Origin of the sequence: Pseudomonas sp. P129 (assembly GCF_020312195.1) — a bacterium.
Lineage (GTDB): Bacteria > Pseudomonadota > Gammaproteobacteria > Pseudomonadales > Pseudomonadaceae > Aquipseudomonas > Aquipseudomonas fragariae.
The window spans coordinates 139,006-152,495 of the sequence record NZ_JAGPYS010000011.1 but is presented as its reverse complement, the minus strand read 5'-3'; the positions used below and the strand labels follow the sequence as shown (position 1 = coordinate 152,495).

Genomic DNA, 13,490 nt, shown 5'->3' with positions numbered 1-13,490 from the left:
GTCCCTCAAAGTGAGTCGCCGAGGGGCGAAAAGGTGACTTGAGTCGAACCCCCAGCCACCTGAAATCGCAGAACCGCCGTGTGACGCAGAGCGTCACGAACTGCATGCCAACGCGGAGCATTGGCACAAGACTCTGCATAACCACCCACTGCGTTCCACTTGCCCGCCCAAGCCCGTCACCCGTAACATCCCGCCCATGAAAAAACCGGCCTGTATCGGGCGCTTTGCGCCGACTCCCAGTGGTTACCTGCATTTTGGCTCGCTGGTCGCAGCCCTCGCCTCCTATCTCGATGCGCGCGCGGCAGACGGTCAGTGGCTGTTGCGCATGGAGGATCTCGACCCGCCGCGTGAAGTGGCCGGCGCGCAGGCGGGGATTCTCGAGACACTCGAGCGCTACGGTTTTGAATGGGACGGCCAGATGGTCCGGCAAAGCGAGCGCCATGACGCCTACGCCGAGATCCTCCAGCGCTGGTTCAATCATGGCCTGGCCTACGCCTGCACCTGCTCGCGCAAACAGCTCGAAGGCTTTCAGGGTATTTATCCGGGTTTCTGCCGCAATGCCGGGCATTCGCCAGACAACGCGGCGATCCGCATTCGCGTGCCGGAGCTGGAATATCGTTTCGACGACCGGGTTCAGGGCACCTTCAAAATGCACCTGGGCCGCGAAAGCGGTGACTTTGTGATCCGCAGGCGCGACGGGCTGTATGCCTATCAACTGGCCGTGGTCATTGACGACGCCTGGCAAGGCGTCACCGATATCGTCCGCGGCGCCGACCTGCTCGACTCGACCCCCCGCCAGCTGTACCTGCAGGAACTGCTGGGCCTGCCCCAACCGCGCTACCTGCATGTACCGTTGATCACCCAGCCGGATGGCCACAAGCTGGGCAAGTCCTATCGCTCCCCACCGCTGCCGGCCGATCAGGCGACGCCGCTGCTGCTGCGGGCCTTGCGCGCATTGGGGCAACCGCTCGATACGCACATGGCCGACGGCACTGCACAGGAAGTGCTTGCCTGGGGCATCCGTCACTGGAACGCTGACCTGATACCCCGACTGCGCAATATTGAAGAAGCCCGGATAGACTGATCCAGAGCGGTCGCCACAAACTGCGACGCAAGGATACTTGCAGGTTGCCCGGCATCCGTTAACATGCCGCTCCTCATCTACCAGCGCAGGGAGACCAGATGTACATATACCGGTTGGTTTTGCTTCTGGTGGTCGGCATTTATCTGTTCTCTCCAGCCATCATGGACTGGTGGATCGATGCCACCGGTGCCTGGTATCGGCCCTACATGTTGTGGCTGATCCTGATTGTGGTGACGTTCATTCTGCAGAGCCAGCGAGATGCCGATGAGCTTTAGTCTGACGCAGATGCTGCTGGTCAGCGCCGCCTACCTGCTGGTGCTGTTCGGTGTAGCCTGGGTCAGCGAACACGGCCTGATTCCGCGCTGGATCATTCGTCATCCGCTGACTTACACCCTGTCACTGGGCGTCTACGCCAGCGCCTGGGCGTTTTATGGCACGGTCGGTCTGGCCTATCAGTATGGCTACGGCTTTCTGTCCAGTTATCTGGGGGTATCCGGGGCCTTCCTCCTCGCGCCGGTGCTGCTTTACCCGATCCTCAGAATTACCCGCACCTACCAGCTGTCATCACTGGCCGATCTGTTCGCGTTCCGTTTTCGCAGCACTTGGGCCGGTGCACTGACCACCGTATTTATGCTGATCGGCGTGCTGCCGCTGCTGGCCTTGCAGATTCAGGCGGTCGCCGACTCCATCGGCATTCTGACCCGCGAGCCCGTGCAGGACAGGGTCGCCGTGGCGTTCTGCGCACTGATCACCCTGTTCACGATTTTCTTCGGCTCACGGCACATCGCGACACGCGAGAAACACGAGGGCCTGGTGTTCGCCATCGCCTTTGAATCGCTGATCAAGCTGATTGCCCTGGGCGGCGTCGGTCTGTATGCCTTGTATGGCGTGTTCGACGGCCCGCAACAACTGGAACTGTGGCTGCTGCAGAACCAGACCGCCCTCGCCTCGCTGCACACGCCTTTGCAGGAAGGCCCGTGGCGCACGCTGCTGCTGGTGTTCTTCGCCTCGGCCATCGTCATGCCGCACATGTATCACATGACCTTTACCGAAAACCTCAATCCGCGCTCGCTGGTCAGCGCCAGCTGGGGTCTGCCGCTGTTTCTGCTGTTGATCAGCCTCGCGGTGCCGTTGATCCTCTGGGCCGGGCTGAAACTCGGCGCCACCACCAGTCCGGAATACTTCACGCTCGGCATCGGTATCGCCGCCAACAGCAAGTCTCTGGCCCTGCTCGCCTATATCGGCGGGCTGTCGGCGGCCAGCGGGCTGATTATCGTCACCACGCTGGCGTTGTCCGGCATGGCACTCAATCACCTGGTGCTGCCGCTGTATCAGCCACCCGCCGAGGGCAATATCTATCGCTGGCTGAAGTGGACGCGACGCGGACTGATCGTGGCGATCATCGCGCTGGGTTACGGCTTCTACCTGATGCTCGGCGCGCAGCAGGATCTGGCCAACCTGGGCATCGTCGCCTTCGTTGCAACCCTGCAATTTCTGCCGGGCGTGCTGTCGGTGCTGTACTGGCCGACCGCCAACCGACGCGGCTTCATCGCCGGGCTGCTGGCCGGCATTTCAGTCTGGGCGGTCAGCATGCTGTTGCCGCTGATCGGCAACCTGCAGGGCTTCTATATTCCCTGGCTGAACATGATCTACGTGCTGGACGACACCAGTTGGCACATGGCAGCCATCGCCTCGCTCGCCGCCAACGTCTTGCTGTTCACCCTGATCTCGCTGTTCACCAATGCCAGCCCTGAAGAAGCCGGGGCCGCCGAGGCCTGCGCAGTCGACAACGTGCGTCGCCCACAGCGCCGTGAACTGCACGCCGTGTCGCCGCAGGAGTTCGCCACCCAACTGGCCAAGCCGCTGGGCGCGAAAGCCGCGCAGAAGGAGGTCGAGCAAGCACTGCGCGATCTCTACCTGCCCTTCGATGAGCGCCGCCCTTATGCCCTGCGCCGCCTGCGGGACCGCATCGAGGCCAACCTGTCCGGGCTGATGGGGCCGAGCGTTGCCCAGGACATGGTGGAAACCTTTCTGCCGTACAAATCGGGCAGCGAAAAATACGTCACCGAAGACATACATTTCATTGAAAGCCGGCTTGAGGACTACCATTCGCGCCTCACCGGCCTTGCCGCCGAACTCGATGCCCTGCGTCGCTACCACCGCCAGACCCTTCAAGAACTGCCGATGGGCGTCTGCTCGCTGGCCGAAGATCAGGAGATCCTGATGTGGAACAGGGCCATGGAAGAATTGACCGGCATCGTCGCGCAGCGTGTGGTCGGCTCGCGACTGGAAACCATTGCCGAGCCGTGGAAGGGCCTGCTGACCGGTTTTACCAGCCTGCCCGATGAGCATTTGCACAAGCAGAAGCTCGGTCTGGACGGCCAGACACGCTGGCTCAATCTGCACAAGGCAGCCATCAACGAGCCTCTGGCGCCGGGCAACAGCGGCTTGGTGGTGCTGGTCGAGGACCTGACCGACACGCAGATGCTCGAAGACAAACTGGTGCATTCGGAACGCCTGGCAAGTATCGGCCGCCTGGCCGCCGGTGTGGCGCACGAAATCGGCAATCCGATCACCGGCATTGCCTGCCTCGCCCAGAACCTGCGCGAAGAACGTGAAGAAGACGGCGAGCTCAAGGAAATCAGCAGCCAGATCCTCGAACAGACCAAACGCGTATCGCGCATCGTCCAGTCATTGATGAGCTTTGCTCACGCGGGCGCTCATCAGCATAGCGACGAAGCCGTTTGTCTGGCCGTGGTGGCTCAGGATGCTATTGGTCTGCTGGCACTGAACCGGCGCAATTTCGAAGTACACTTCTACAACCTGTGTAACCCCGAGCACTGGGCGGTTGGCGATCCGCAACGGCTGGCGCAGGTGTTGATCAACCTGCTCTCCAACGCCCGCGACGCCTCCCCGGCAGGCAGCGCAGTCAGGGTCAGAAGCGAAGTATCCGAGCACACTGTGGACTTGATCGTCGAAGACGAAGGCAGTGGGATTTCAAAGGCAATCATGGACCGATTGTTCGAGCCGTTCTTCACCACCAAGGATCCTGGCGAGGGAACCGGACTTGGCCTGGCGCTGGTCTATTCCATCGTTGAAGAGCATTATGGACAAATCACCATCGACAGCCCGGCCGATCCCGAGCAGCAGCGTGGAACCCGAATCAGGGTGACCTTGCCACGCCATGTCGACGCGACGTCCACCGCGAACTGAGACCGTCGAGAGAACTGAATCAATGCCGCATATTTTGATCGTCGAAGACGAAACGATTATCCGCTCAGCCCTGCGTCGCCTGCTTGAACGCAACCAGTATGAAGTCAGTGAAGCCGGCTCCGTTCAAGAGGCTCAGGAACGCTTCAGCATCCCGTCGTTCGATCTGATCGTCAGCGACCTGCGCTTGCCCGGCGCACCCGGCACCGAGCTGATCAAGCTCGGCGAGGGCAAACCGGTGCTGATCATGACCAGTTACGCGAGCCTGCGCTCGGCAGTCGATTCGATGAAGATGGGCGCGGTGGACTACATCGCCAAACCCTTCGATCACGATGAAATGCTCCAGGCCGTCTCGCGGATCCTGCGTGATCGGCAGACGGTCAAGCACCTTCAGGACGAACGCGGCGCCACCGCCCGGACCAGCAGCGCTGAAAAAGGCCCGGCACAGAACCACAATGGCGAGATCGGTATCATCGGCTCATGCCCGCCCATGCTGGATCTTTACAGCAAGATCCGCAAAGTTGCCCCGACTGATTCCAACGTCCTGATTCAAGGGGAATCGGGCACCGGTAAGGAACTGGTCGCCCGCGCCCTGCACAACCTCTCACGCCGCGCCAAGGCGCCGATGATCTCCGTCAACTGTGCGGCCATTCCCGAATCGCTGATCGAGTCCGAACTGTTCGGTCATGAAAAAGGCGCGTTCACCGGGGCCAGCGCAGGCCGCGCAGGTCTGGTCGAGGCTGCTGACGGTGGCACGCTGTTTCTCGATGAAATCGGCGAGCTGCCGCTGGAAGCCCAGGCTCGCCTGCTGCGCGTATTGCAGGAAGGCGAGATTCGCCGGGTCGGTTCGGTGCAATCGCAAAAGGTCGACGTACGCCTGATTGCCGCGACCCACCGGGACCTGAAAACGCTGGCCAAAAATGGCGAGTTTCGTGAAGACCTGTTCTATCGTCTGCACGTCATCGCCCTGAAGCTCCCGGCGCTGCGCGAACGTGGCAACGACATCCTGGAAATCGCCCATGCGTTCCTGGTTCGCCAGAGCGGCAAGGTCGGGCGCGACGACCTCAAATTTGCACACGACGCCGAACAAGCGATCCGCCATTACAGCTGGCCGGGTAACGTACGCGAGCTGGAAAACGCTGTGGAACGCTCGGTGATTCTGTGCGAGAACCCGGAAATCACCGCTGACCTGCTGGGCATCGACATCGAGCTCGACGGTCTGGATGACGACGAGTACATGGGCATGGCGCCGTTACCGGGCTCTTCCGGCTCGTCGGGCAACGAGCCCGCCGAAGACCTGTCACTCGAAGACTATTTTCAGCACTTCGTTCTGGAGCATCAGGATCACATGACTGAAACCGAGCTGGCGCGCAAGCTGGGCGTCAGTCGCAAATGTCTGTGGGAACGCCGTCAGCGTCTGGGCATCCCGCGGCGCAAGGGCGTCGCCAGCGAGACATAAAACCGGCCCAGGGCTCTGGCACGCGGTGCGCAGGGCGGGGACAAACTGTTACCTCAAGCGTTTCACGTAACAAAAGCCGGGTCTTACGGTAACGCAGGCCCGGCTTTTTTGTGTGCGCAAAAACGCCCTGCTTCCCGCAAAGCCCCGGTTTACGGGACCTGGAAAAAGTTGGCACAGCTTCTGCTATATGTTTAGTACAAGAAGAACAACAAGCAGTACGACACCCACAATAAAAACAATACGAATCGACTCACGCATAACAAGAACAACACGGCGGAGGCGCAGCTAACTGATTCTTTTGGAGAGGAGTTGTATTTGGGGCTTGCCCCGCAACCAGGCCGAGAACAACAAAAACTACCCTTAGGTAGCGCCTGAACTGGTTGGATCGAATGATCATTGCAACGCAGCGACCAAAGCAATCCGTTTGCTCTTGACTCCCGACTGGGAGGTTTCACAGACGCAGGTCTCGTGAATGGGCACTCAACAAAAACAAGAAGCCCAGGCAGAAAACAATAATAAAGAGCACACACTTTGGGGGAGCTTCGGCTCCCCCAGTAGCTTCCCCGCATTGATCCGCGCCATCGTTTACCCTTCCGCGACAGCTTCCTACACCATCCCTCGACTAAATGCTAGAATCCCCGCCCATCATGCGGTCATTCCACGTTTTTGGCCGAATATTCCTTCAAACAGTGCATCCCATGCTGAAGAAGTTGTTCCAGTCATTTCGTTCCCCACTGCGCAAACCGCAGCAACATACGCGCACCACGCCTGAAGTGCTCAACAGCAGCCAACATTCGCTGCAACGCAGTCAGTTCAGCCGCTATGCCGTGAATATCGTCGAGCGCCTGCAGAACGCCGGCTACCAGGCCTATCTGGTCGGTGGCTGCGTACGCGACATGATGCTCAACATCACGCCCAAGGATTTCGACGTCGCCACCAGCGCCACGCCCGAACAGGTGCGTGCCGAATTCCGCAACGCGCGGATCATCGGCCGCCGGTTCAAGCTGGTGCACATCCACTTCGGTCGCGAGATCATCGAAGTGGCGACGTTCCGCGCCAATCATCCCCAGGATGACGAAGAAGAGGACAGCAACCAGTCCTCGCGCAACGAAAGCGGACGCATCCTGCGTGACAACGTATACGGCACGCTTGAAGAAGACGCCCAGCGTCGCGACTTCACGATCAACGCGCTTTACTACGACCCGGTCAGCGAACGCGTCCTGGATTACGCCAATGGCGTGCACGACATCCGCAATCGCCTGATCCGCCTGATCGGCGATCCGGAGCAGCGTTATAAGGAAGACCCGGTGCGCATGCTGCGTGCCGTGCGTTTCGCTGCCAAGCTGGACTTCGGTATCGAGAAGCACAGCGCTCAGCCGATCCGTGCACTGGCGCCGATGCTGCGTGACATTCCGTCGGCACGCCTGTTCGAGGAAGTGCTCAAACTGTTCCTCTCCGGGCATGCCGCCCCCACCTTTGAAATGCTGGTGGACCTGGAACTGTTCGAACCGTTGTTCCCGGCCAGCTCCAAGGCCCTGGAATACAATCCGACCTACACCCATACGCTGATCAGCAATGCGCTGATCAATACCGACCTGCGCATCAAGCAGAACAAACCGGTCACGCCGGCGTTCCTGTTCGCTGCCCTGCTCTGGCCTGCGCTACCGGCCAAGGTACTGCGTGCCCAGGAACGTGGCATGCCGCCGATCGCAGCCATGCAGGAAGCCGCTCACGAACTGATCATCGAACAGTGCCAGCGCATCGCTATCCCCAAGCGCTTCACGCTGCCGATCCGCGAGATCTGGGACATGCAGGAGCGCCTGCCGCGCCGTTCGGGCAAACGTGCCGACCTACTGCTTGATAACTCGCGGTTCCGCGCCGGCTACGACTTCCTGCTGTTGCGTGAAACGGCGGGCGAGCAAACCGATGGCCTGGGCCAGTGGTGGACCGATTATCAGGACTGCAACGACAGCGAACGCCGCGACATGATTCGCGACCTGAGCAACAAGCCCGAGGCGGCCGGCACAGCCCCGCGCAAGCGGCGTCGTAACAGCGGCGCCAAACGCAAGCGCACCACGGGCGAGGCGCAAAGCGGTGAATGAACCGCTGTTGGCCACTGAACGCGTGTACATCGGTCTGGGCAGCAATCTGGCTGACCCTGCCGAGCAATTGCGCAGCGCCCTCAAGACCATTGCGCAGTTACCCGATTGTCAGTTGAGCGGCGTGTCGTCCTTCTATATCAGCGACTCGCTGCTGCCCGGCCAACCGCGCTTCACCAACGCCGTCGCGGCTGTCGACACCGCTCTGGCGCCCCTGACGCTGCTTGATGCGCTACAGGCCATCGAACTGGACCAGGGCCGTGAACGCCACGAACGCTGGGGGCCACGCACGCTGGACCTCGATATTCTGCTGTTCGGCGACCATCTTATCGATGAGCCACGCCTCAAGGTGCCGCATTACCACATGCAGGCCAGGGCATTCGTGCTGTACCCGCTGGCAGAGCTGGCTCCGGGGCTGACACTGGCCGACGGGCGCCCACTGAATCGTCTGCTCGATGAATGCCCGTTCACAGGTCTTGAGCGTCTGCCCGCCGAGGCATGAAGCCTGTCTGTCACCGCGCCGGTGTAACCGCTCCGACGCACAGGTAACACCTTCAATTGACTTCACGCCCCCTCCTCACGAAGATAGGCCTCCCGCCGCCACACCACAGGCGAACGGGCGCGAAACAGGCCTTTGCAAAACACCGCGACACGACGGTGTGCCTGCTTTTCCAGGATGACTCTCACGCGCTGAGCACCCGTCTTCACAGCGCCTGATGGAGGACTTTACATGCCGAACATAACCGTTACGTCGCTGCTGGCCATGAAGCAGAAGGGTGAGAAAATCACCATGCTGACCTGCTACGACGCAACTTTCGCCCACACGGCCTCCCAGGCGGGTGTCGAAGTGCTGCTGATAGGCGACTCGCTGGGCATGGTCCTGCAGGGTCACGACAGCACCCTGCCTGTTACCACCGCTGAAACGGCGTACCACGTTGCCTGTGTGAAACGCGGCAACCAGGGCGCGATGATTCTTGCCGACCTGCCGTTCATGGCCAACGCAACGCTGGAGCAGACCCTGATCAACAGCGCGACGCTGATGCAGGCGGGCGCACACATGATCAAGGTCGAAGGCGCTGCCTGGCTGGCCGAGTCGATCCGTTTGCTGGCCGAGCGCGGCATTCCGGTGTGCGCGCACATGGGCCTGACCCCACAGGCAGTCAACGTGCTGGGCGGCTACAAGGTTCAGGGCCGGCTGGAGGCGCAGGCGCGGCAGATGCGCGCCGATGCCATCGCACTGGAACAGGCAGGCGCAGCGATGATCCTGCTGGAGTGCGTGCCCAGCGAACTGGCCGAGGAAATCACCCAGGCGGTGAAGATCCCGGTCATCGGCATTGGTGCCGGCAGCGCCACCGACGGCCAGGTCCTGGTGCTGCACGACATGCTCGGCCTGTCCATCACCGGGCGCGTGCCCAAGTTCGTGAAAAATTTCATGACCGGTCAGGCCGATATCCAGTCGGCTATCCGGGCCTACGTGGCCGCCGTCAAAGACCTCAGCTTTCCGGCCACTGAACACGGATTCTCGGCATGAACACAGTAAAAACCGTACAGGACCTGCGCGCCGCCGTTGCGCGGGCACGCAGCGAAGGCAAGCGGATCGCGCTGACCCCGACGATGGGCAACCTGCACAGCGGCCACGCCGCGCTGGTCACCAAGGCGGCGCAGCGTGCCGATTTCGTGGTCGCCACTATTTTCGTCAATCCGCTGCAGTTCGGCCCCAACGAAGACCTCGCCACCTACCCTCGCACGCTGGCTGCCGATCAGGAAAAACTCCTGCAGGCCGGCTGCAATCTGCTATTCACGCCCAGCGTGGAAGAAATGTACCCGCATGGCATGGCCGACCAGACACTGGTCAGCGTGCCGCACCTGTCGCAAGGCCTGTGTGGCGCCAGCCGTCCCGGCCATTTCGAAGGTGTCGCGACCGTGGTCAGCAAGCTGTTCAACATGGTGCAGCCTGACCTGGCGATCTTTGGTGAAAAAGACTTCCAGCAACTGGCCGTGATTCGGGCCATGGTGCGTGATCTGAACATGCCGATCCAGATCATCGGCGAACCGACAGTACGTGCCGACGATGGCCTGGCGCTGTCCTCGCGCAACGGGTATCTGAGCGACGCTCAGCGCGCCGCGGCACCCGCGCTGTATCAGGCGATCCGCCAGACCGCCGACGTGATCAGTGCCGGCGAACAGGATTTCGACGCATTGCTGGCGAGCAAGAAGCAGCAACTGGAGGCTGCCGGTTTTCGCATCGACTATCTGGAGATACGCGATGCCACCAGCCTGCGTCCGGCGACTGCCGACAATCGCGACGTGGTCATCCTCGCAGCGGCATTCCTGGGCAAAACCCGCTTGATCGACAACCTGCACCTGACCAGAAGCTGACGGGATGTGCGCCGGCAATGAACTAAGACACACCGGTAATGCCATACCGGTACAGGTTGCCTGAACCACAACCGACCGTATTCGTGACAAAGCCCCGGTTGCCTGTGTGCGAAAAAGTACCGGGGTCATGTAAGGCGAGGCGCAGACAAACAGGTACGCGAAGGGTAGTCTGCGATGTGTAGCCCGTGAGAAAGCTTGCGACCTCGCTCCAAGAATATCCAAAGACAGAACCAGTTAAAGGAAACCCGCAGCGATGGCGTACTACCGCACTCCTTCCGATGTGACCGCTCTGCCCGCCTGGCAAGCGTTGAACAAACACCGCCAGGCCATGCAGAACTTTAGCATGCGCGAAGCGTTCAACACCGACCCGCAGCGCTTCAGCCAATTCACCCTCAGCAGCGCCGGTCTGTTTCTCGATTATTCCAAAAACCTGATCACCACCGAGACCCGCGACCTGTTGGTCAGCCTGGCGGGTGAAGTGGGCCTCAAGGAGGCGATCAAGGCTCAGTATGATGGCGAGCTGGTCAACTCATCCGAAGGCCGCCCTGCCCTGCACACCGCTCTGCGCCGCCCGGTCGGCGACAAGTTGAAAGTCAACGGCGTCGATGTGATGCCGGACGTACACCGCGTCCTCAATCAGATGACCGAACTGGTCGGCCGCATCCATGACGGCCTGTGGCGCGGTTATACCGAAAAACCGATCACCGACGTGGTGAACATCGGCATCGGCGGCTCGTTCCTCGGCCCGGAGCTGGTCTCCGAAGCGCTGGTGGCCTACGCGCACAAAGGTGTCCGCTGCCATTACCTGGCAAACATCGACGGCAGCGAGTTCCATGAGCTGTCGATGAAGATTCGTGCCGAGACCACGCTGTTCATCGTCTCGTCGAAATCCTTCAATACGCTGGAAACCCTGAAAAATGCGCAGGCTGCACGCGCCTGGTACCTGGCGCAGGGCGGCTCGGAAGTCGAACTGCATCGCCACTTCATCGCGGTGTCCAGCAACAACGCGGCGGCCGTGGCCTTCGGCATCCGTGAAGAAAACATTTTCCCGATGTGGGACTGGGTCGGCGGTCGCTATTCGCTGTGGTCGGCCATCGGTCTGCCTATCGCGCTGGCCATCGGCATGTCCAACTTCAAGGAACTGCTGTCCGGTGCCTACACCATGGACCAGCATTTCCAGAGCGCGCCTTTCGAGCAGAACATGCCGGTGTTGCTGGGCTTGCTGGGCGTCTGGTACGGCAATTTCTGGGGCGCACAAAGCCACGCGATCCTGCCGTACGATCACTACCTGCGCAACATCACCAAGCACTTGCAACAACTGGACATGGAATCCAACGGCAAGAGCGTCCGTCAGGACGGTACGCCGACCTCGACCGACACCGGGCCGGTGATCTGGGGCGGCGTGGGTGCCAACGGTCAGCACGCTTACCACCAGTTGCTGCACCAGGGCACGCAGATGATTCCGGCCGACTTCATTGTGCCGATCGTCAGCTTCAACCCGGTTGCCGACCATCACCAGTGGCTGTACGCCAACTGTCTGTCGCAGAGCCAGGCACTGATGATGGGCAAGACCCGCGCAGAAGCCGAAGCCGAGCTGCGCGAGAAGGGTATGGACGAGCAAGAGGTGCAGAAGCTGGCACCGCACAAGGTCATCCCCGGCAACCGTCCGAGCAACACGCTGGTGGTCGAGCGCATCAGCCCGCGTCGTCTTGGCGCGCTGGTGGCCATGTATGAACACAAGGTGTTCGTGCAGAGCGTGATCTGGGGCACCAACGCCTTTGACCAATGGGGTGTGGAGCTGGGCAAGGAAATGGGCAAGGCGGTGTACCAGCGTCTGACCGGCGGCACCGAAGAGCCGGCTGACGATGCATCGACCCAAGGCCTGATCAATTACTTCCGCGGCCGTCACCGCGGCTGATTGTTTCCCTCTCGTTCCCACGCTCTGCGCTCAGCGTTACGCAGAAGTCTTGATGAGTAGGGGAAACGGGGCTTTTGTAGGAGCGACCGGGGCGGCGATCCGCCTTGTTCGCGAAGGCGTTATGTCAGACGCAGAAACTTCTGCGGCTGCACAGGGCCCTTTCGCGAACAAGTTCGCTCCCACGCCCTGCGGGCAGAAGCCCTGTACATCATCAGCGGATGTACGCTCTCCTTGTAGGAGCGAACTTGTTCGCGAAAGCTTTATTTCGAGTGATACATCTTTAGCGGATGTACCGGCCCTTTCGCAAGCAAGCGAAGGGTCGCACGGTCCGTTACCACAAAAGTCTCTTTGCCGTACTTCCCTCCCTGATGCCCGAGCCCGACATGGAATTCATCCGCACCCGCATCGAAACCCAGGTCATCAGCCTTACCGGCCTGGCCCTGGGTCAGCTGGATCTGGAGACCCCCAAGGGCGACCCGGGTCTGTTTGGCCCTCAGGCGGTGTGCTGGAAGGTGCATGGCGATTTCACCAGCATGCTGGTCGGCGGCATCAGCGCATTGATGCTGCAGGCGTTGCACCCGCTGGCACTGGCGGGCATCTGGGACCACTCCAACTTTCGTCAGGACATGCTCGGCCGCCTGCGGCGCACCGGGCAGTTTCTGTCCGGCACCACCTACGGCTCCACGCGAGATGCCAACTGGCTGATCGACAAGGTCCGCAACATTCACCTGAACATCGTCGGCACCGCGCCCGATGGCCGGCCGTATGCCGCCAGCGACCCGGAGTTGCTGACCTGGGTGCATGTAGCCGAAGTCAGCAGCTTTCTCGCAGCGCATGTGCGCTATCTCACTCAACCCGGACATGTCGCTCGCCGATCAGGACGCGTACTACGCGGAAACGGCGCTGGTCGCCGAGCGACTCGGCGCGCGCAACGTTCCGCGCTCCCGTCAGGCCATTGCTGACTATCTGGCCGACATACGCGGCCAACTGGTCTGTGACGCGCGCAGCCGCGAAGTGCTGCGCCTGCTGCTCGATGCGCCCGCACCCAACTGGCTGGCCAAGCCTTTTGGCGTGTTGATGATGCGCGCCGGTATCGAGCTGCTGCCGGACTGGGCCAGCGACATGCTCGACGTCACGCAAAGCCCCTTCAAGCGCCGGATGATCCGCCTGGGCGTCAACAATACTGCGCCCATTCTGCGCTGGGCCGTGCGCGACGGATCGGCGCAACGTGCCAGACGCCGCATGGGCGTTTGAACGTGACATGAAGGTTTTCGGCAAACCGTGACCGGGCGGTTCACGGTTGGAACCTGCCTGCCTATCTGTGCCACCATGAGCACTCAA

General features: G+C 61.1%; 10 protein-coding genes and 1 pseudogene. All 11 read left to right on the top strand.

Going from position 1 to position 13,490, the window contains the following annotated elements; translation table 11 throughout:
- Window positions 1–196 precede the first annotated feature (196 nt).
- The 11 genes and pseudogenes from gluQRS (at window position 197) to KBY02_RS21530 (ending at window position 13,403) form a co-directional block, all read left to right on the top strand.
- Window positions 197–1,084 (top strand): tRNA glutamyl-Q(34) synthetase GluQRS, encoded by an 888-nt coding sequence (gluQRS, locus tag KBY02_RS21580; RefSeq protein WP_003406656.1) that lies wholly within the window; start codon window positions 197–199, stop codon window positions 1,082–1,084.
- A gap of 98 nt (window positions 1,085–1,182) precedes the next feature.
- Window positions 1,183–1,359, top strand: coding sequence for a hypothetical protein (locus KBY02_RS21575; RefSeq protein ID WP_002552060.1), 177 nt, complete (start codon window positions 1,183–1,185; stop codon window positions 1,357–1,359).
- Window positions 1,343–4,297 (top strand): sensor histidine kinase, encoded by a 2,955-nt coding sequence (locus KBY02_RS21570; RefSeq protein ID WP_024641215.1) that lies wholly within the window; start codon window positions 1,343–1,345, stop codon window positions 4,295–4,297. The genes KBY02_RS21575 and KBY02_RS21570 overlap by 17 nt, the downstream gene beginning before the upstream one ends.
- A gap of 22 nt (window positions 4,298–4,319) precedes the next feature.
- Complete coding sequence (locus tag KBY02_RS21565) at window positions 4,320–5,753, top strand: sigma-54-dependent transcriptional regulator (protein ID WP_024639810.1); 1,434 nt, start codon at window positions 4,320–4,322, stop codon at window positions 5,751–5,753.
- 472 nt (window positions 5,754–6,225) lie between these two features.
- Window positions 6,226–6,525 carry a hypothetical protein gene (locus tag KBY02_RS21560; protein WP_141250145.1) on the top strand — a complete coding sequence of 100 codons (300 nt, stop codon included), beginning with the start codon at window positions 6,226–6,228 and terminating at the stop codon, window positions 6,523–6,525.
- Window positions 6,452–7,855 carry a polynucleotide adenylyltransferase PcnB gene (locus tag KBY02_RS21555; protein WP_003345072.1) on the top strand — a complete coding sequence of 468 codons (1,404 nt, stop codon included), beginning with the start codon at window positions 6,452–6,454 and terminating at the stop codon, window positions 7,853–7,855. The genes KBY02_RS21560 and KBY02_RS21555 overlap by 74 nt, the downstream gene beginning before the upstream one ends.
- Window positions 7,848–8,354: a 2-amino-4-hydroxy-6-hydroxymethyldihydropteridine diphosphokinase gene (gene folK, locus KBY02_RS21550; protein WP_225650735.1), complete on the top strand. Its 507-nt coding sequence runs from the start codon at window positions 7,848–7,850 to the stop codon at window positions 8,352–8,354. The genes KBY02_RS21555 and folK overlap by 8 nt, the downstream gene beginning before the upstream one ends.
- Before the next feature lie 228 nt (window positions 8,355–8,582).
- Window positions 8,583–9,383, top strand: coding sequence for a 3-methyl-2-oxobutanoate hydroxymethyltransferase (panB, locus tag KBY02_RS21545; protein ID WP_024660963.1), 801 nt, complete (start codon window positions 8,583–8,585; stop codon window positions 9,381–9,383).
- Complete coding sequence (panC, locus tag KBY02_RS21540; RefSeq protein ID WP_024639806.1) at window positions 9,380–10,231, top strand: pantoate--beta-alanine ligase; 852 nt, start codon at window positions 9,380–9,382, stop codon at window positions 10,229–10,231. The genes panB and panC overlap by 4 nt, the downstream gene beginning before the upstream one ends.
- Window positions 10,232–10,484: 253 nt before the next feature.
- Window positions 10,485–12,149 (top strand): glucose-6-phosphate isomerase, encoded by a 1,665-nt coding sequence (gene pgi, locus KBY02_RS21535; protein WP_103378524.1) that lies wholly within the window; start codon window positions 10,485–10,487, stop codon window positions 12,147–12,149.
- 383 nt (window positions 12,150–12,532) lie between these two features.
- A pseudogene (locus tag KBY02_RS21530) lies at window positions 12,533–13,403 on the top strand (oxygenase MpaB family protein).
- Window positions 13,404–13,490: the final 87 nt, after the last annotated feature.